We start from the raw sequence: 17,470 nt of genomic DNA on the forward strand, positions 1-17,470 counted from the left end.
AACGGTGTCCGGCTTCATTCCGGAATGCTGTCCGGCTTCAAATCGGAATACCTGTCCGGATTGCGTCGGAATCTGCACCTGGCCCTCGCCGGCGGACGGAGCCGCGCGGCTGACATCGGCTCAGCTGGCCATGCTGTGGGAGGGGATCGACTGGCGCCGTCCCGCTTGGTCCTCGCCACCGTCTCGTGTGGCGTGATGGCGGTCTGAGCCCAACAGGATAGCTGTTCCGCTCCAGGCAAATCAGCTAGCCTCCCGGATCATGGTGGCTCTTCCTGATCCGCTTCCATCCGAGCCCGATGGGCTGCGCGCGATTATCGCCGCGCAGGCCGCCGAACTGGCGGCCAAGGAGGCCGAGCTACGCTCGGAGCGGACCTTGATCGAGAAGCTGGAGGCGCAACTGCTCCTGTTGCGCCGGGCGCGGTTCGGCGCCTCGTCCGAGAAGATCGACCGGGCCATCGAGCAGCTTGAACTAGCCCTGGAAGACATCGAAGCGGCCGCGGCGCAGGAGACCGGGCCGGTTCCGCCGGCTGAGAAGCAACCGGACCGTGCAAGGCCCGCGCGCCTGCCGCTGCCGGACCATCTGCCGCGCGAAGACGTGGTCCATGCCACCCGCTGCGTCTGCCCCCGGTGCGGCGGCGACCGGCTGCGCCAATCGGGCGAGACGGTCACCGAGGTTCTCGGTTATGTGCCGGCGTCCTTCCGTGTGGTGCGCCATATTCAGCCACGTTATCGGTGCATGACGTGTGACGCGGTGGTCACGACCAGTATGCCCTCTCTGCCCATCGAGCGCGGCAAACCCGGCCCGGGGCTGGTGGCGCATGTGCTGGTCGCCAAGTTCTGCGATCACCTGCCGCTCTACCGGCAGTCGGAGATCTATGCCCGTGAGGGCGTCGAGATTGCGCGCTCGACCATGGCCGACTGGATGGGACGCGCGGCATGGCTGATGGAGCCGTTGGTTGCGGCGGTTCGTGCCCATGTCTTCGCCGGCACGCGCCTGCATGGCGATGACACACCGGTTCCGGTTCTCGAGCCCGGGCGAGGCCAGACCAAGCAGGGGCGGCTGTGGACCTATGTCCGGGATGAGCGCCCCTGGCAGAGCCCTGTGCCTCCGGCCGTGTGCTACTTCTACAGCCGCGATCGCAAGGCCATGCACCCGCAAGCGCATCTGAAGGGCTTCTCCGGCGTTCTGCACGCTGATGCCTATGCGGGCTTCAAGGACCTGTACCGGGTCCAAGCACCGGACGGACGAAGTCCGATTGTGGAGGCTGCCTGTTGGGCTCATGCCCGGCGCAAGTTCTTTGAGCTGACCGTCAGCGGAGCGGCCCCGATTGCAGAGGAAGGGCTCCGTCGCATCGGGGAGCTCTACGACATCGCGGCGACCATTCGCGGATCACCTCCGGAGGTGCGGCTCCAGGTGCGTCAGGAGCAGGCGAGGCCGAACGTCGAGGCGCTGCGACAATGGCTCGAGCGGGAGCTGGCGCGCCTGCCTCGAAAGAGCGCCACGGCACAGGCGATCCGCTATGCTCTGTCGCGCTGGACGGCCCTGTGCCGCTATCTTGATGACGGCACGATCGAGATCGACAACAATGCCGCTGAGCGCTCCATCCGCCCTGTTGCTCTTGGACGGAAGAACTGGCTCTTTGCGGGGTCGGACACAGGCGGAGAACGGGCTGCGGCCATTCTGTCGCTGATTGAGACCGCCAAACTGAATGGCCTTGATCCGGAGGCCTGGCTGCGCGACGTTCTGGCTCGGATCATCCGATCAACCGCGTCAGTGACCTGCTGCCCTGGAATTGGACGCCGCATGCAGAACATCCCACGTCGTCTGAAGCTGCTTGAGAAGAAGCTGGCCAGCTTGCCAATCGACAGTGATGCGATGCTGGTCAGTGAGCTCGATGGCTTTCTGGCGGGGCTCCTTGTCTGCCCTGATCTGATCATGCCGGGCGAGTGGCTGCCGCTGGTCTGGGGTGGGGACGAGGATGAAGCTCCTGTCTTCGAGAATGCCCGACAGGCCGAACAGCTCGTCGGATTGGTGATGGAGCACTACAACGCCACAGCCACCGATCTGCAGTCGGGCTGCTATGCGCCCGTGTTTGAAGTCGACGCCCGGCACGATGAAACGCTGTGGGAGCTCTGGATCGAAGGGTTTGAGACCGCCATGCAGCTTCGCCCGGACAGCTGGGCGGCCCTTCTCAAGGGCGACGAGAAGGCGCGCATGGCACTGACCGGCCTTGTCATGCTCATCGATATTGCTCACGCCGAAAGCGATCTGGCAGAGCAAGAGGTCCAGGAGCTGACCGAAAAGGCGCCTGATCTCATTCCCGCCTGGGTCGAGATCCTCAACGCTTGGCGGGTCAGCCAGCATCTTGCCGGCCAGCCAGTTGCGCCGGCACCGGCCTTTGGCAAAGTCGGCCGCAACGATCCATGCCCGTGCGGCTCCGGCAAAAAGTACAAGAAGTGCTGTGGTCTCAACTGACCGTCAGAGACTCACCGGACGCTTACCGCATACATGCCCGCCGCGTGTCCCGCGAGACCCGCAGGCCATGATACTTCAGAAGCAGCTGGCTCACCGGGGTCGGTCCAAAGTCCCGGAAGTGCTCCGTGACGTAGGCGATGGCCATCTGGCGAACATGCGGCCCCAGCCCACGATTGGAGGGTCGTCCACGGGCCCGGTGGCGAAGGCCACCTGCACCATGCTCGTCAAACTGACGCGCCAATCGGTGCGCCTGGCGCCTGGTGACGCCCAAGAGGTCAGGCGCTACGGTCATCGTCAACTGGTCTGCAAAACACCGAGGCCAGCACCTCAGCGTGGCGAAGCTCCCGTTCGCTCATCTCCACCCAGCCCTTGCCACATTCCCATGCACTGCCGTTCAGGGGGGTGACATTCCTAGTTTGCTACGGTGGGACACGCCGGGTACGGTCGGGAACGCTGTAGTAGTTGCCGCCAATCGACACGAGCCCGTCATGGCTGACGCGCCGTTCCAGCTTGAGAAGGGCATCGAAGGGCGCCGCCGGCAGGGGCTGCAATTCCGGCTGCTCGGCCGCGAAGGCCTCCGCGACGATCCGCTGCGTCGTGCCGTGCAGGCGGGCATTGGCCACCATATCCAGCCAATCCTGCAGTTGGGCATTGAGGTCATCGAGGTTACGGAAGCTGCGGGCGAGGAAGAAGTCCTGCCGGATGTAGCTCAAGGGCCGCTCGACCTTGCCCTTCGTTTTGGCCCGGTAGGGCCGGCAGGCTTTGGGCTGGAAGCCGTAGTGCTGCGCCAGGGCGAGCAGCGCCCGGTTGTAGATGATGTGGCCCTCGCCATCCTCCCCCGTCACCGCCGTCTTCATGCGGTCATAGAGGATCTCGAGCGGCACGCCGCCGATGGCCGCGAAGGCCAGCATGTGACAGCGCAGCAGGGTTTGCAGGTCCTGATGCATGACAAAGCGCGCGAAGATGTAGCGCGAGTGGCCGAGCACCAGGGAGAACAGCCAGACGATACGGGTGATCTCCGGCTCATCGGTGAAGGTGGTGACGAAGCGGGCGAAGTCGACCTGGGCCTGCTGGCCGGCGGGGGTCTCGAAGCGAACCTCGAAGGGCTTGGGCCGATCGGCGGGACGTACGGCAGCAAGGAATCGCTTCACGGCCGTGTAGGCGCCCTGATAGCCGCGCTCCCGAATCTCGCGGGTGAGCCTGACCGCACGCCGGATCGACTATTGCCCGACGGATCACGGTGGCCCGCGGCCTGCACAAGTTCCTGATCGCGGAGGACCTCGGCTCCCGCGATCCCACATCCAATCTGTCGACCATGCGCCGGCCCCGGAAGCTGCCCTTCGTCCTGTCCATTGCTGAGACGGAAGCCCTCCTGGAGATGGCCCACAGGCTTGCGGCCGATCCGTCAGTCGGCCTGTACCGGCAGGCCGGCTATGCCCGGCGGGCTGCTCTGTTCGAGACCCTCTATGCCTCGGGCATGCGCATCAGCGAGGCCCTGGCGCTGCCCTCCGACGCTGCGCCTCCCGGCACCCGTATGCTGCTGGTGCGCGGCAAGGGCGACAAGCAGCGGCTTGTGCCGCTGCACGAGCGTGCCATTGCAGCCATCGCCCACTGGCAGAAGCTGGCCCGCGCCTATTCCGGTGGAGCGCCCTCCCCCTGGCTGTTCCATGCGGTGCGCAACGGATCCAAGGCCCTGACGCGTCAGGCGGCCCTGCTCGAGATCAAGGAAGCCGCGGTGGCGGCAGGCCTTGCCAGCCCCGAGCGGGTCTCGCCGCACGTGCTGCGGCATGCCTTTGCCACCCACATGCACTCAGGCGGCACCGATTTGCGGGTGCTGCAGGAGCTGCTCGGCCATGCCGGCATCGAGACCACCCAGATCTACACCCATCTCGACACCTCTCGCCTCCACCAGATGGTGCGAGACCTCCACCCGCTCAACGAGGATGAACGGGACGAGCGCACGACAGCTGCCTGAAGCTCTGTAGCAGTATGGACAAGGGGCTCGGAAGCCGCGCTTGATCCGAAATCCTGCGGCGATACACTGAGCTTGAAGCGCTTCTCCTGCAACTCAACCAGGATCGAAGGATCATGCTCGGCAACCACTCCCTCTCCGGGCTGATGAAATGGCTTACACACGAGGAATGGCGCGAGCCGTTCGTGGAGGTCCTGGATCTGCACCTTGGTCCAGCATGCGAAGACTATGAGATGGACTTCGAAGACATCGCCGAGGTGATCGGCGATCACGCGGCCATGACCCTGTGGGGCTGCGCCTTCGAGGATTTCCTGGCCCAAGCCATCGAGCCGGACGGGCGCAACGTCGTCGAGGACTATCTCAAGCGCCGCGGCTGGAAGGAGAGTGCCGGCAACCGACGCTACATGGAGGCGCTACGGAACTCCTGCATGAGCCTGTACGAGGTCAGCGAGATCGTGCCGGGCCAATCTTTCCTGGCGCGAGATCTGCTGCGCGGCGGTGAGCCGATCAGCGTCAGCGAGCACTCCGCCACCAAAAGCCTCAAGGTCTGGGACAAGATCGGTGCCCGGATTGTCGAGGTCTCGGGCAAGAACATCCTGGCCGGAGGCCTCCTGCCCTTCCGCCCGAGCGCCGCCACTCTGCTCATGGATGAGCTTAAGGCTGCCAGAACACAGGCCCGGCGCGATTTGCGCAAGCTGACCAAGGAAGCCCAGCTGCCCAGAGCGACCCGGGAGGACGGCCAGATCGCCGATCTCCTGTTTATGGCTACGGCTGCACCAATCTTCAGCAACATCTGGCTGGACGATGCCTTGGCTTCAGCCCTCGATCAGAGCCTGCCGACCATTCTCAACAGCGATGGCGACGAGGTGGTCTTCTGCCGGGTTCGCTTTCCCTTGCGCTCAGAGGGTGCAGCCGCTGAAATCCGAGAGCGTTTGCGCTCCATTCCGGCATTCCAGGAGGAGAATGAGGGCTTCTGGAACTGGATCGAACCGGGTCAGCCTGCCACACGGAAATCCTCACGCAAGCCGGCGAGCAGGTTCGCCCCAGGGCAAGGCACGTCCGTGCGGGTGACGCTCGACACGGGCGACACGGTTCTGGGCACTATCGAGTTGACCGACAAGGCCTTGCTGCTGGAGGTGAACTCCCGCGAACGGGCCGAGCGCGGGCAGACCATCCTGGCTGAACTGGCCGGGGCGCTGGTCGGGCCGGCTCTAATCGAGATCGAAACGCTCGAACAGGCCATGGCCAGGCGAGATCGGGACATTGACCACAAGGCGAACGACCTTCCGGCCGACGTGCAGACCGAACTGATCCATGAGGCTCTGACCGACCATTACCGCAAGACCCTCGACGAGCCGATCCCGGCGCTTGGGGACCTGAGCCCGCGGGGCGCCGTTCAAACCGTCGCGGGACGGCGCAAGGTCGTGGACTGGCTGAAGCACATCGAGAACCAGTCGAAGGGCGGGAGGCAGCCCGACGATCCGATGGTCAGCTATGATTTCACCTGGCTCTGGCGTGATCTGGGGCTCGAGAAGCTCAGGCGGTAGGCCTGTGAAGACAGCGTCGGTTCAGTCCGGGCGGGAGCGTGTGGAAGAATTGCGCTCCGGAGAGCTGATCCGGGAGGCAGGCGATGATCCAGGCTTCGTGCCATACCGCCGACAACGCACTCGCTCTCAAGTTCTACGCGACACCATGGTTTCGCGAGGCCGATCCGCACAGCATTCTGCATCTTGCCGAGCAGGGCTGGTCCAGCGTCTGGGTCGCCGATGCGCTTGAAGCGCAGCCCGGCTACGACGGCCTTCATCGGCTCGTCGACTATGCGGCCACCCGGCTGAGGGACGAGTCACTCGAGGACCCCACTTAGGCCGCCGTCGAGTGTGTTGTCAGCCAGCCTGATGCCACCCAGTGGCTTGGGGAGAACAGGACGGAGATCGCGATGCTGCTTCAGTGTCGGTAAACGGAGTCGCAAGCTGGTTAGGCGGTACCCGGCATGCGGCCTCACTCTCAACCCTGGCAAGGAGATCCATCGATGCATCTCTTCGGAGCCTTGGAGCTCGTAATCCGGCCTGGAACACTGGACAACCCGCCAGCCGTGAAGATTGCCCTCCTCCGCTACACCCGGGGCGAGGATGGACGCTTGTTGATCACGCCCGAGTGCACGTCCTTCGAAGAGACCGAAGGGCAGATCAATTCGCTCTAAGACGAGTTGGACGAGATCCACTAGAGAGCTCAGCGCGCATTCCAGGTGACCTGAAATCAAGATCTTGAAACCGTGTACCCCTTTGGAGCGGCAGAGTTACCCCTTCGGGCGAGAGCCTGAACCAGGCAGGCAACGTACACTCATTGAAGGACCTCGTAGGGGAGGCTGCCGGATGAGGGTTGTACTTTCTGCTTGCACCAACAAAGCGTTCTCGTGCGGCCCCATGCCGTTGGCGCACCTGAAACCCAGGCCGCTGATGGCGGTGAATGATAACAACGCTGTGTTCAGCCCCCCGAAAGGCTGCCACGCCTTTCACGGCAAAAGAGCAGCCTATGGGCGAGCCGAGTTCATCATTGCGGTGCTTGCCGTCGTGGCTGGCATCATCACGCTGCCTCTGCTTCAAGGGCTTGCGGGTCCTGTCATAACGGCCAGTGAGGAGACGCCTAAGGTTCTGCGCGGCAATCCAGTTTCGCCCAATCTTCTTCAGACGCAGGGGAACGGGTGAGATGGTTTTCATGAGCCATTTGCGCGCAGCATCAAGGCGATTGCATTGATGTCTGCGGCAGAAGCCAGACCTGCGTGCGCTTCGGCATAGAAAGAGCCTCGTCGGGATTGGGCTGAACGGGGCTCAAGTCTACGGAGGCCTGGTGCAAGGAGAGCACAGGGGCTGTGGAACGCCTCCGCCATAGAACAACTCCCATGGGCCCGGGATTGTTGCGCTACAATGCCGGAGTACGGTGGCGCTGAGGCATGATCGAGGAGGAGCGGATGGGTGAGTGGAAAACAGTCTATGAAGACGAGGTTGAGGAGCGCTGGGTCACGCTCAAAGTCTACGAGAGCGAGGATGATGAAGACGAGGAGGGCAGCCCGGTCGTGCGCGTCACAGTAGCGCCCATTGCCGACGAGGCCAGTGAACCGGAGCAGACGGGCAACGAGCCGATGCCGGTTTCAGAGGCAGGTGCAGAGGACAACTCGATCACCCTTGATCCTGATGCCGTTGAGGATCTGGAAGAGGAGCTGATCGAGATCGGCTTCAGTCCAGAGGCGGTCAGATGGATCATCAGCAAGGTTCCTAAATGAGCTGCTTGATGACCGTAAACGAGGGGTAAACGCGTCCGATCCGTTCCATGCTCTTTCCGCATGGCTGGGGCGATCCCTTTCGGGTTTGTCTCGCGCCCCGTGCGCTGTAGATGACCCCTCCTCCGCCGCGGCCTCCCGGTGGCGGGTTCCCTCCCTAAACCCGGCCACCACCCTACTGGTGGCCTTTTTCTCGCTGCCCTTGCGCGACGCCTGTGCGCTTGGGCCGGCTCATCATTGAGGTTGCGTCATGTTTTTATCAGTTGTTCTGTCAAGCCTGCGTCGCTGGTTGTGGGCTCGTGAAACGGCACGGCAGTTGAATGCCTTGTCTGACCGTGAGTTGTCCGACATCGGCATTGCCAGGCACGACATCGCGCAGGTGGCCCGCCAGGGCCATTGAAGCCCGAGCTGAGTACTCCTGCAACAGATGAGCTTGAGTGAGGGTCAAGGACGGCAGTGCATCCGTGCCTGTCCTTGTCCCTGGGGCCAACATGCAGCTTGATGGTATCTTCGTGGCGCTGCTAAAGCAGATTCGACTTAGACGGGCTCATACCTGCAGTTCCTGATGTAGTTCTGACACTCATTCGGCTCGAAGGCATCAAGCAGTTCTCCGATCGTGGTCCAGAGCGCCTCCTTGGTACGTGCGCCCGCCTTGCGCAGGAGCGCCTTGAGCTTGGCGAACAGTTGCTCAATCGGATTGAGATCGGGACTATACGGCGGCAGGTACAGCAGGCTGGCTCCGACACCTCGGATTGCCTCCTCAACGCCTGCCACTTTGTGAGCGGCCAGATTGTCGAGCACGACCACATCGCCAGGCGAGAGGGCTGGCGCCAGCATCTGCTCCACATAAGCCTTGAAGATCTCGCCCCGCATGGGCCCGTCCACCACGAGCGGTGCGATGATCCCGTTCTCGCGCAGGCCCGCCACAAAGGTCGTGGTGAGCCAATGTCCGTGCGGCACCGCATCGACCACCCGCTGCCCGCGCGGTGCCCCGCCGTAGCGCCGGATCATGTTGGTGGCCGTGCCGGTCTCGTCCAGGAACACAAAGCGGCTGGCATCCATGAAGCGTTGCCACACCCGAAAGCGGCGGCGCTCCTGGGCTACGTCCGGCCGGTCCTGCTCGGCCGCCCGGAGCGTCTTTTTTTGTGCGTCAGGTCCATGCGCTTGAGCATCCAAAGTCCGGACGTTGGAGTCGAGCACCCTCTATCGTCCTTCAATCACAGTCTCGATGTAGCCGAATGTGCGAACGTTGCGGCTCCTTATCGCCTCAACGACCATCGACCGCTACATCCTCATGCACGTGGCCGCCGAGAAAAAGCTGACCAACGCGCGGGTCGGTTAGCAACTTCTTCGCGTTATCGTGCATGCGAGTTTGGCCAAGCTCAAGCACCAAGCCATAGTCTGATAGCGCGAGCGCGGCCTTGGCGTTCTGCTCCACCATCAGGATCGTCACGCCGCTGTCGCGCAGGCGGATCAGGGTTTGGAAGACCTCCCGCACCATGTTCGGCGACAGGCCGATAGAGGGCTCATCCATGAGCACCAACTTAGGATCGAGCAGAAGCGAGCGGGCCACCTCGAGCTGCTTTTGCTGACCGCCGGAAAGCTCGATCGCCTTACGGTTCCTGAACTCCCTTAGCATCGGGAACTGGTCCATCACCGCTTCGATGCGTTGGCGCACCTTGGCTTGGTTGGGCACAGTGATCCCACCAAGCTCTAGGTTGTGATAGACCGAGAGCTGCGGCACCACATTGCGGCCCTGCGGCACATAGGTCACACCATGGGCGATCATCTGGCGCGGCGTCTGGCCCGTAACCTCTTGGTCGCCTAGGAGGATTTGACCGGAGTGGATCTGCAGCAGGCCAAAGATCGCCTTGAACACGGTGGACTTGCCCGCGCCGTTGGGACCGATCATTGTGGTGATCGACGCCTTCGGGATCTTGAACGAGACGCCGTTCAGGATTGTGATCTTACCGTAGCCGCCATGAACGTTGCGCAGTTCAAGCATCAGTCAGCCACCGAGATAGGCATCGATTACAGTTTGGTTCGACCGAATCTCGTCCGGTGTCCCCTCGGCAATAACTGCACCTTCGGCGAGGACGATCACCCGGGTGCAGAGGTTCATCACGAACTCCATGTTATGCTCAATCACCACGAATGTCGTATCATGCTCGGCATTGTAGGCGGCGAGCCGCTCCCTTAGGTGTGCGAGCATCGTGAGGTTCACGCCGCCCGCCGGCTCGTCGAGCAGCACGAGAGCTGGACCCGCCATGAAAGCCATAGCAGCATCCAGCAGCTTTTGCTGCCCGTACGACAGCGAGCCCGCCAGCGTGCCCCGCAAATGACCCAGTCGGAAGAACGAAATCATCCTCTCAGCGTCTGCCGTGAGGCCAGCATCAGAGGGGCCAAAGAGTCGTGACAGCATTGTGCCGCGATGCTCCTGCCCCGCCAGGACGATGTTGTCGAACACGCTCATCTGCGGGAATACGGCGAGCTGCTGGAAGGTACGGCCGACGCCGAGCCTGTTCAGCTTCGACGGCCGTAGGCCTGAGACGTCGCGGCCGTTGACATGGACCTGGCCCGCATCAGGCTCGAGCTGACCGAGGATGCAGTTGAAGAGCGTCGACTTGCCGGAGCCGTTCGGCCCGATCAGGCCGAGAATCTCGCCCTTGTGCACATCGAAGGACACGCCCCTGACGGCCTTGATGCCCCCGAAGCTCTTCTCGATGCTGCGGACAGAAAGGACTGGCTGGCTCATTTGAGCTGCGCCCCCTGCTGGAGATCGGCGCGGGCGACAGGCCGCACGAAGAATCGGTCGCGGATGCGTCCCCAGATACCGATCATGCCCGATGGGACGAAGATGAGCATGACGATCACGAGCACCGCATAGATGATGAGGTAGTAGCCTTCGGCGAACCGGAGGATCTCGGGCAGCAGGATCACGACGCCCGCGCCCACGAATGGGCCGAAGAAGTAACCCGCACCACCGACCGCGACCATCAGTAGGATGCGCAGGGAATGGGCGAGCCCGAAGGAGCCCGGCTCGATGAACTGCACGAGCGATGCAATCAGTGCCCCGGCAAGCCCGCCGTACATGGAACCGATGGCGAAAGCCAGAAGTGTGATGCGGCGGGTGTCAACCCCTAAGCTCTCGGCCCGGATCGGGTTCTCACGCAGCGCCTTGAAGGCGCGGCCCCAGGGCGAGCGAACGATGCCCCACATCGCCAGCGCAGCGACGATCGTTACCGTTAGCGTGAAGTAGTAGAAGGGCAGCGACCGCATGGTCGAGAACAAGCCAAGGTCCGGCCGCGGAATGCCGACGAGCCCGTAGGTTCCGCCCGTCAACCACTCCTCATTGCGTAGCACGAGGAAGACAAGTGTGTTGAACGCGAGCGTGATGAAGGCGAGGAAGTGACCCTTTACGCGCAGAGCCGGATAGCCCAGCCCGAATCCGACGACGAAACAGGCCAGCACGCCGAGCGGCATGGCCGCAAGCCAGTGCCAGCCTGAAAGCGTGAGGAGCGCCGTCGTATAGGCCCCGATAGCCATGAAGGAAGCCTGCGCCAGCGAGATCTGGCCGGCATAGCCTAACGTCAGGTTGAGACCCATCGCGGCGATCGAGAAGATCAGCCAAGAGGTCATCACGTAGATGATGTAGTTGCCCTGTCCGAGGGGCGCGACGATCGCGAGCGCGATCAGTGCCAGGATCAGGATGCGGCGAAGCCAGGTGGCCATCAAACAGCCCTCCCCTCAGGCGTGCCCAGAATGCCTTGCGGTCGGACCAGAATGATAAGGATGAGAAGGATCAATGGCAGCGCAGCGCGGTATTCAGCAGTGATGTAGGTGGCCACCAGGTTGTCCAGGACGCCGATCAGCAAGCCACCCACCAGCGCGCCGCGGATCTGGTTAAACCCGCCGACAATGGCCGCGATGAAGGCAATGAGGCCAAGGGTTTCGCCGTTGGAGAACTTGGCGAGATAGACCGGCGTGATGAGGAAGGAGGCGAGCGCCGCGAGCGCTGCGTTGATCAGGAACGTGTAGAGGACCATTCTCTTCACGTCGACGCCTAAGATCTCGGCCACAGCCGGATTCTGCGCGGTCGCCTGCATACAGCGGCCGGTTCGGGTGCGGTTGAGAAAAAGCGTCAGCAGGACAACGATGCCCAGCGAGAGAACGAGGTTCAGGATGTCCTGCAGTGAGACGACCGCGCCGAAGATGTTGATCGGGTCGCTGGGGAGCACGGATGGGTAGGGCTGCCCCTCAGCACTGTAGAACTCCTTCACGCTCTCCCTGATTAGAATGCCGAGCGCAATCGTGGCAATGACGAGTGTGATGCCGCCATGCGGCAGGATAGGCTCCACGACTAGCTTCTTGAATGCTGCTCCCAGTATGAGGATCGACATGCCGAGGCCGAACAGCAGCGCGCCCCAGAGCGGGAGATCGAAGTAGTTCAGGCCGACCAAGACCAGGAACGCCGGAAGCATGACGAACTCGCCCTGGGCGAAGTTGATCGTCTGGGCCGCCTGCCAGACCAGCGCAAAGCCGATCGCCACAAGCGCGTAGATCGATCCAGTCGCGAGACCGGACAGCAGGATCTGGAGGAACTGGGACATCGTATGTTTTGGTTAGAGGCCTCAGCGACCGGCGTTGCCGGTGCGGCAGATCTTAGAGAATCGGACCCACAAGTGGGCTCCACTTTTGAGTCCGATGCCTCCTCTTGGAGGCGGCGCATCGTTCGGGGAAGGCTCCACTTTCCCGATGATGCGCTAGCGTTCAGTTGGCAGGAACGGTTCCGATCACGACCGGCGAGCCATTTCGAACCTGTACCATGAAGCTCGGACGGGACATCTCACCGCGGTTGTCCCAGCAGGTATCGAGCAGGATCCTCGGATACTTAGTGGCTGGCAGGCACAAGCCGTGCATCTTCTCCGAGAAGGCCTCGCCATCAAACTTACCGACGAGTTCGGTCACGTACTTGGTCGTCCAGGCTCCGATATAGCCCTTGATCGCATCGTGGGTCGGAACTCGCTTAAAGGTCTTCACGAACTTCTCTCTGAAGGCCGCAATCCCTTCGACCTGATCGGCAGTGGCCGTGATGCCGACGTGAGCGATCGCACCCTCAGCCGCGGGGCCGGCAAGCTCAATCACCTTGGCCTCCGTCAGCGTTACCTCGCCGACGAGCGGCATGGAGAGGTCCTGCTTCTTCGCCTCAATCAGGAAACGGGCGGACTCCTCTTGGTTCATATAGACGAACACAGCGTCGGCACCCGACTGCTTCAGCTTGGAGACATCCGACGCATAGTCGGTCTGCGCCTGCTCGGATGGCACGTCGGCGACAACCTCGATCCCAGCCTTCTTCATTTCGGCGATAAACACGTTGCGCCCGCCGCGACCGAACTCGTTGTTCACCCAGGCGACACCAACCTTTTTGGCCTTCAACGTGTCCTTGAAGTAGGGCACCAAGGCCGGGACGCCCTTCTGAGCGCCGGAGGAGGTACGGAAGACGAACGGGTTGCCTTTCTCGACGATAGTAGGCGCCTCAGAACCGACGAATTGCGGCACGCTGTTCTGCTGCGCTACTAGCATGTTGACCAGCGTTGAACCGGAATAGATCGTACCCCAGATCGCATAGGCGCGCCCATCGATCGCCTTCTGCACCAGCGCACGGGATATCTGCGGATCGGTCTGCGTGTCGTATTCGGTGACCTTGACCGGCTTGCCGAGAATGCCGCCTTCGGCATTGATCTCCTCCACGGCTATCCTAATGCCGTCACGCCAGTTGGTGCCCGCCGGTGCGCCGGCGCCGGAAAGCTCGACGACGACGCCGATCTCGACGGCCTCCTGGGCCTGTGCAGCCCCCACGAGGGTCAGCAGCGCCGCGCTCACCGCGAGAACGAATTTGGAATACATTGGTGATCCTCCCTACCCTCTGTTAGGCCGGCGTTGTCTCATTCGCGCCGTCCGAACCGTTTCAGCGGACAGGCACCGAACTTAGCCGTCCTGAAATTTTGTTGATCCTTTGACGACCTAAGCTGTAACGTCAATCGCAAATTTTGCCCGAAATTGGTATATAATGATAAGACCGCTTGATATTAGTAACGTTATCACGATTTTAGGAGATTGTTGTGGCAACTTTCGCGATGAAAGCTAGATATCCGACTGCGCCAGTCGAATTTTCGATATGAGCAGAAAAGACTAAAAAGTTCTGGGTGCATCATAAGCGAGATTCCCACAATACAGGGAATGCCATCTCTCGCTCATACTCAGCCCGCTAAAGAAGGTCGTTCTGACAGCTCCTGGAGAACGAGCCCTCTCAACCAAGCATCAAGACGTTCCCGAGATGCTCTTATACAGTCGAACTATTCTCTACTGCCTGTAGCTCTTGTGCGTAACACTGACAGATTACAGGCCGAGATAAGCCTTACGGATCATTGGGTGCCCCTGTAACTCCTCTGATGGGCCATCGAGCACCTGTTTGCCATTCTCGAGCACGTAAACGCGATGACTGACAGCGAGCACCTGCTTCACATTCTGCTCTACTAGTAGGATTGGAAGACCAGTCTCGGCGACCCGCCTGATCGCTGCCATCACTTCTTTGACGAAAAGCGGCGACAGCCCGAGACTTGGCTCGTCCATGATGAGCATCTTGGGCCCGAGCATAAGACCACGTGCAATAGCCACCATCTGCTGCTGACCACCGGATAACTGACCAGCCATCGCGTTGGCGTAGCGAACAAGGTCCGGGAAAAGCGTTTCAACCTTCGCCATGTTCTCGTCCCGGGCAGCCTTTGCTTCCGGCAGATAGGCGCCCAGCATGAGATTTTCCCGCACGGTCATGTTCGGGAACAACTGACGACCCATCGGCACATGAGCCAATCCTTTGCGAGCCATCTGGTGAGGCCGTGCTCCCTTGAGCTCCTCGCCATCGAATAGGATGCGTCCACTCCACGGAGCAATCATGCCTGAGATCGCTCTGAGGATCGTCGACTTGCCGCTACCATTTCCCCCAACGAGGCCGACCAGTTCACCGCGATCCACATGGAGGGACGCACCGAACACCACCTTCAGCGCGCCGTAGCCAAGGTCGACATTGTCAACCTGCAGAATTGCCTGACCCATCAGTCGGTCCCCAAATACGCTTCGATCACGCGCTCGTTGCTCGTTACCTGATGCGGGGTTCCCTCCGCGATCTTCTCGCCGCTGGCGAGTACGATGACATGGTCGGACAACTCGATGATTGCCTCCATGATGTGCTCGACCATCAAGACCGCGAGACCCTGCGCGCTTAATGAGCTCACGAAAGCGATCATCTCCCGCAACGCTGGAGGATTCAGACCCGCCATGATCTCGTCGAGAAAGATCACCCTCGGCTTTACAGCGAGCGCCTTCGCCAGCTCCAGCCGCCGTCGGCGTGCAAGGTTAAGATCCAATGCCGGTTGGTGAGCCCGATCCGCCAGCCCCACCTGCTCGAGAACGCTCATGGCGAGGCGCTCCGCCTCGCTCCGCCGTCCGACCGTCAGGAACGCGGCAATGAGCACATTCTCCAAGACCGTCAGCTCCTCGAAGGGCCGTTCGGTCTGGAAAGTTCGGCCAAAGCCCAAACGCGTCCGCTTAAATGTCGGGAGCGCCGTGATATCCTTGTCGAGCAAGGTAATCCTGCCGGAATGCATCGGAGCAAAGCCCGTCACCGCATTGAACAGTGTGGTCTTGCCGGCGCCGTTCGGGCCGATCAGGCCTAGGATCTCGCCGGAGCCGAGGGACAGGGAAACGTTGTTGACAGCCGTTACCCCACCAAACTTGACGGTAATGCCGTCAGCCCTGAGCACGTTTGGCATAGAGCCTCCGAATATGTCTGCGGGCTAACTCCCCGACGATGCCGCGGGGGACGAAAAGCACGACCACAAGGATTAGGATGCCATAGATCAGCATGTTCGCTTCGGCGAACGTGGTGCGGAACATCTCCCCTGCCCCAATCAGCACAAGGGCGCCGACTGCGGGCCCCCAGATTGTCCCACGCCCACCGATGATGGCGGTGAGGGCGATCTGCACGGACAGGAGAAGGGCGAAAATGACGTGCGGCTCGATGAAAGCCAGTACGATCCCGTAGATTCCGCCGCCGATTGAGGTGAGCGCAGCGGACAGCATGAACGCCTTCAGCTTCGTCGCCGTCGGATCGATGCCGGCAGCCATCGCCGAGTCCTCGTCCTCGCGAACAGCCCGGAGCTGATAGCCGAACCGAGCTCGAGAGATCACGATGACGGTCGCAATCACCACGGTCGCGAAGGCGAGCGCCATATAGAACTGGGCGGTTCTGGAGAAGAGGTCGACGCCGAATGGTTCGGGGAGGGTTGCAATGAAGACACCCGTAGCGCCGCCGGTCAACCACTCCTCGTTGATAGCGACCAACCGGAGAATCTCCGCAACCGCGATGGTGGAAAGCGAAAAGTACGGCCCTCGCAGGCTAAAGGTCAGCCATCCCCAAAAATAAGCGAGGACTGCCGCAACAGCGGCTGCCATGGCCATTGTCCACCATGGCGCAAGTCCGAACTGGCTCTGGCCGATGGCGACAAAATAGGCTCCGAGGCCCACGAACGATGCATGACCAAGGCTCACCTGGCCGTTCCATCCACCGAGCAGGTCCCAAGACGTGGCCCAGCCGGCGAACAGCAGGACAGAGATCGCAATCGTCAGATTGTTAGGGAAGATGGCCGGGTAGGCCACGCCGACAGCGAGCAGCACGCCCAGTCCAATGAGATGCTTTGTCATACGCGCTTCACCGTCCGTCCAAATAGACCCTCAGGCCGGAAGAGCAGGATCAGCAGGAACGCAATCAATCCATAAGCCTCACGGTACTCGGACATGAAGTAAGAGGCGCCCAGAACCTCGACGACCCCCAGCAGAATACCTCCGGCGATCGCCGCACCGACGTTCCCCAACCCACCGAGAACCGTGACGACGAAAGCCTTCAGCGTGAACACGGCTCCCGTGTTGGTCGGAGTTGCGAACAGGAGCGGGATGAGCGTGACACCTGCCATGACGGCCAACATCACGCCAAGGCCAAAGACGATGCTGTGGATCCGCCGGGTATCGATGCCAACGAGCTCGGCGCCAAGCCGGTTCTCCGCAGTGCCGCGGATGGCACGGCCAACTTCGGTCCGGTTGAGCAGCGCATAGAGTGCTGCGATCATAATTACGGTAGCGATCCCAGCAAGGAGCAGGACCATAGAAAGGTTGACCCCAGCAATCGAGAAGGTTGATGAGGCATACGACACCTGAACGGAGCGCGGCTCGCCACCGAAGGTGAGCAGGATTGCATTCCCGATGATTAATGAGATCCCGAGCGTCGCCAGAAGCGCAGATTCCGGCGGCGCATCGATGACGCGTGAGAGGATGAAGCGTTCAACAATGACGCCGGCGAAAAAGCCGATCGGCATTGCAAGAACCAGTGATAGGTATGGATCCCATCCGAGGAGCGCGTTGAAGAGGACGGCACTGTACATGCCGAGCACGACGAAATCGCCATGCGCGAAGTTGATCGTGCGCATGACCCCGAACACGAGAGTTAGGCCGATTCCGATGAGAGCATAAACGCCTCCCATCAGAACTCCGTTGGCGATGTTCTGGAGGAAAATATCTAACCCGGCCATTTTTTTTCCGATTGCTGTCACGCGTTCATCCACCGCAAGAACATGCACGGCGGTGAGCAAGCTTGTTATGCGATTGTAGCTCTGGTTAGAGCCGGCGGATG

The 17,470-nt window shown here is 61.5% G+C and carries 19 protein-coding genes and 3 pseudogenes; 10 read left to right on the forward strand and 12 right to left on the reverse strand.

Annotated features, from left to right (window positions below):
- The 3 genes and pseudogenes from JQC81_RS32760 to JQC81_RS18415 all read left to right on the forward strand — a co-directional run.
- Nucleotides 1-207, forward strand: a 207-nt coding sequence (locus tag JQC81_RS32760; protein ID WP_210347212.1) for a hypothetical protein, incomplete at its 5' end; no start/stop codon positions are given.
- A 52-nt stretch (nucleotides 208-259) separates the two neighbouring features.
- A pseudogene (tnpC, locus tag JQC81_RS18410) lies at nucleotides 260-1,839 on the forward strand (IS66 family transposase).
- Nucleotides 1,840-1,888: 49 nt separating this feature from the next.
- Nucleotides 1,889-2,476: pseudogene (locus JQC81_RS18415) on the forward strand (UPF0149 family protein); the annotation flags it as partial.
- 22 nt (nucleotides 2,477-2,498) lie between these two features.
- Here JQC81_RS18415 and JQC81_RS18420 read toward each other — a convergent pair.
- Both JQC81_RS18420 and istA read right to left on the reverse strand, forming a co-directional pair.
- On the reverse strand, nucleotides 2,499-2,768 hold the full coding sequence (locus JQC81_RS18420) for a hypothetical protein (RefSeq protein WP_203273240.1): 270 nt from the start codon (nucleotides 2,766-2,768) through the stop codon (nucleotides 2,499-2,501).
- Between the two features lie 139 nt (nucleotides 2,769-2,907).
- Nucleotides 2,908-3,684, reverse strand: a pseudogene (gene istA / locus JQC81_RS18425) (IS21 family transposase); the annotation flags it as partial.
- A gap of 32 nt (nucleotides 3,685-3,716) precedes the next feature.
- Here istA and JQC81_RS33245 point away from each other — a divergent pair.
- The 7 genes from JQC81_RS33245 to JQC81_RS18460 all read left to right on the forward strand — a co-directional run bounded on the left by JQC81_RS33245 (nucleotide 3,717) and on the right by JQC81_RS18460 (nucleotide 8,125).
- Nucleotides 3,717-4,451 (forward strand): tyrosine-type recombinase/integrase, encoded by a 735-nt coding sequence (locus tag JQC81_RS33245; protein WP_312887551.1) that lies wholly within the window; start codon nucleotides 3,717-3,719, stop codon nucleotides 4,449-4,451.
- A gap of 113 nt (nucleotides 4,452-4,564) precedes the next feature.
- The gene (locus JQC81_RS18435; RefSeq protein WP_203273241.1) at nucleotides 4,565-5,995 is read left to right on the forward strand and encodes a DUF7986 domain-containing protein; all 1,431 of its coding nucleotides are present in this window, start codon (nucleotides 4,565-4,567) and stop codon (nucleotides 5,993-5,995) included.
- An 83-nt stretch (nucleotides 5,996-6,078) separates the two neighbouring features.
- The gene (locus tag JQC81_RS18440) at nucleotides 6,079-6,312 is read left to right on the forward strand and encodes a hypothetical protein (RefSeq protein WP_246520518.1); all 234 of its coding nucleotides are present in this window, start codon (nucleotides 6,079-6,081) and stop codon (nucleotides 6,310-6,312) included.
- A 165-nt stretch (nucleotides 6,313-6,477) separates the two neighbouring features.
- Nucleotides 6,478-6,648: a hypothetical protein gene (locus JQC81_RS18445; protein ID WP_203273242.1), complete on the forward strand. Its 171-nt coding sequence runs from the start codon at nucleotides 6,478-6,480 to the stop codon at nucleotides 6,646-6,648.
- Nucleotides 6,649-6,904: 256 nt separating this feature from the next.
- Nucleotides 6,905-7,153, forward strand: coding sequence for a hypothetical protein (locus tag JQC81_RS18450; RefSeq protein WP_203273243.1), 249 nt, complete (start codon nucleotides 6,905-6,907; stop codon nucleotides 7,151-7,153).
- A gap of 263 nt (nucleotides 7,154-7,416) precedes the next feature.
- Nucleotides 7,417-7,728 (forward strand): hypothetical protein, encoded by a 312-nt coding sequence (locus tag JQC81_RS18455; protein WP_203273244.1) that lies wholly within the window; start codon nucleotides 7,417-7,419, stop codon nucleotides 7,726-7,728.
- Between the two features lie 247 nt (nucleotides 7,729-7,975).
- Complete coding sequence (locus tag JQC81_RS18460; protein WP_203273245.1) at nucleotides 7,976-8,125, forward strand: DUF1127 domain-containing protein; 150 nt, start codon at nucleotides 7,976-7,978, stop codon at nucleotides 8,123-8,125.
- Between the two features lie 137 nt (nucleotides 8,126-8,262).
- On the opposite strand, the gene JQC81_RS18465 is transcribed toward JQC81_RS18460, so the two are convergent.
- The 10 genes from JQC81_RS18465 to JQC81_RS18510 all read right to left on the reverse strand — a co-directional run bounded on the left by JQC81_RS18465 (nucleotide 8,263) and on the right by JQC81_RS18510 (nucleotide 17,369).
- On the reverse strand, nucleotides 8,263-8,925 hold the full coding sequence (locus JQC81_RS18465; protein ID WP_203273246.1) for an IS630 family transposase: 663 nt from the start codon (nucleotides 8,923-8,925) through the stop codon (nucleotides 8,263-8,265).
- Between the two features lie 67 nt (nucleotides 8,926-8,992).
- Complete coding sequence (locus tag JQC81_RS18470) at nucleotides 8,993-9,730, reverse strand: ABC transporter ATP-binding protein (RefSeq protein WP_203273247.1); 738 nt, start codon at nucleotides 9,728-9,730, stop codon at nucleotides 8,993-8,995.
- 3 nt (nucleotides 9,731-9,733) lie between these two features.
- The gene (locus JQC81_RS18475) at nucleotides 9,734-10,480 is read right to left on the reverse strand and encodes an ABC transporter ATP-binding protein (RefSeq protein WP_203273248.1); all 747 of its coding nucleotides are present in this window, start codon (nucleotides 10,478-10,480) and stop codon (nucleotides 9,734-9,736) included.
- Nucleotides 10,477-11,457 (reverse strand): branched-chain amino acid ABC transporter permease, encoded by a 981-nt coding sequence (locus tag JQC81_RS18480; protein WP_203273249.1) that lies wholly within the window; start codon nucleotides 11,455-11,457, stop codon nucleotides 10,477-10,479. The genes JQC81_RS18475 and JQC81_RS18480 overlap by 4 nt, the downstream gene beginning before the upstream one ends.
- On the reverse strand, nucleotides 11,457-12,335 hold the full coding sequence (locus tag JQC81_RS18485) for a branched-chain amino acid ABC transporter permease (protein ID WP_203273250.1): 879 nt from the start codon (nucleotides 12,333-12,335) through the stop codon (nucleotides 11,457-11,459). The genes JQC81_RS18480 and JQC81_RS18485 overlap by 1 nt, the downstream gene beginning before the upstream one ends.
- A gap of 160 nt (nucleotides 12,336-12,495) precedes the next feature.
- Nucleotides 12,496-13,632, reverse strand: coding sequence for an ABC transporter substrate-binding protein (locus JQC81_RS18490; protein ID WP_203273251.1), 1,137 nt, complete (start codon nucleotides 13,630-13,632; stop codon nucleotides 12,496-12,498).
- Nucleotides 13,633-14,124: 492 nt separating this feature from the next.
- Nucleotides 14,125-14,841 carry an ABC transporter ATP-binding protein gene (locus JQC81_RS18495; RefSeq protein WP_203273252.1) on the reverse strand — a complete coding sequence of 239 codons (717 nt, stop codon included), beginning with the start codon at nucleotides 14,839-14,841 and terminating at the stop codon, nucleotides 14,125-14,127.
- Nucleotides 14,841-15,557 carry an ABC transporter ATP-binding protein gene (locus JQC81_RS18500; protein WP_203273253.1) on the reverse strand — a complete coding sequence of 239 codons (717 nt, stop codon included), beginning with the start codon at nucleotides 15,555-15,557 and terminating at the stop codon, nucleotides 14,841-14,843. The genes JQC81_RS18495 and JQC81_RS18500 overlap by 1 nt, the downstream gene beginning before the upstream one ends.
- Nucleotides 15,535-16,488 carry a branched-chain amino acid ABC transporter permease gene (locus tag JQC81_RS18505; RefSeq protein WP_203273254.1) on the reverse strand — a complete coding sequence of 318 codons (954 nt, stop codon included), beginning with the start codon at nucleotides 16,486-16,488 and terminating at the stop codon, nucleotides 15,535-15,537. Before JQC81_RS18505 ends, JQC81_RS18500 begins: the two co-directional genes overlap by 23 nt.
- On the reverse strand, nucleotides 16,485-17,369 hold the full coding sequence (locus JQC81_RS18510) for a branched-chain amino acid ABC transporter permease (RefSeq protein ID WP_203273255.1): 885 nt from the start codon (nucleotides 17,367-17,369) through the stop codon (nucleotides 16,485-16,487). Before JQC81_RS18510 ends, JQC81_RS18505 begins: the two co-directional genes overlap by 4 nt.
- Between the last annotated feature and the right edge of the window lie 101 nt (nucleotides 17,370-17,470).

The sequence above is a fragment of the Microvirga arabica genome (assembly GCF_016811235.1).
Taxonomy (GTDB): domain Bacteria; phylum Pseudomonadota; class Alphaproteobacteria; order Rhizobiales; family Beijerinckiaceae; genus Microvirga; species Microvirga arabica.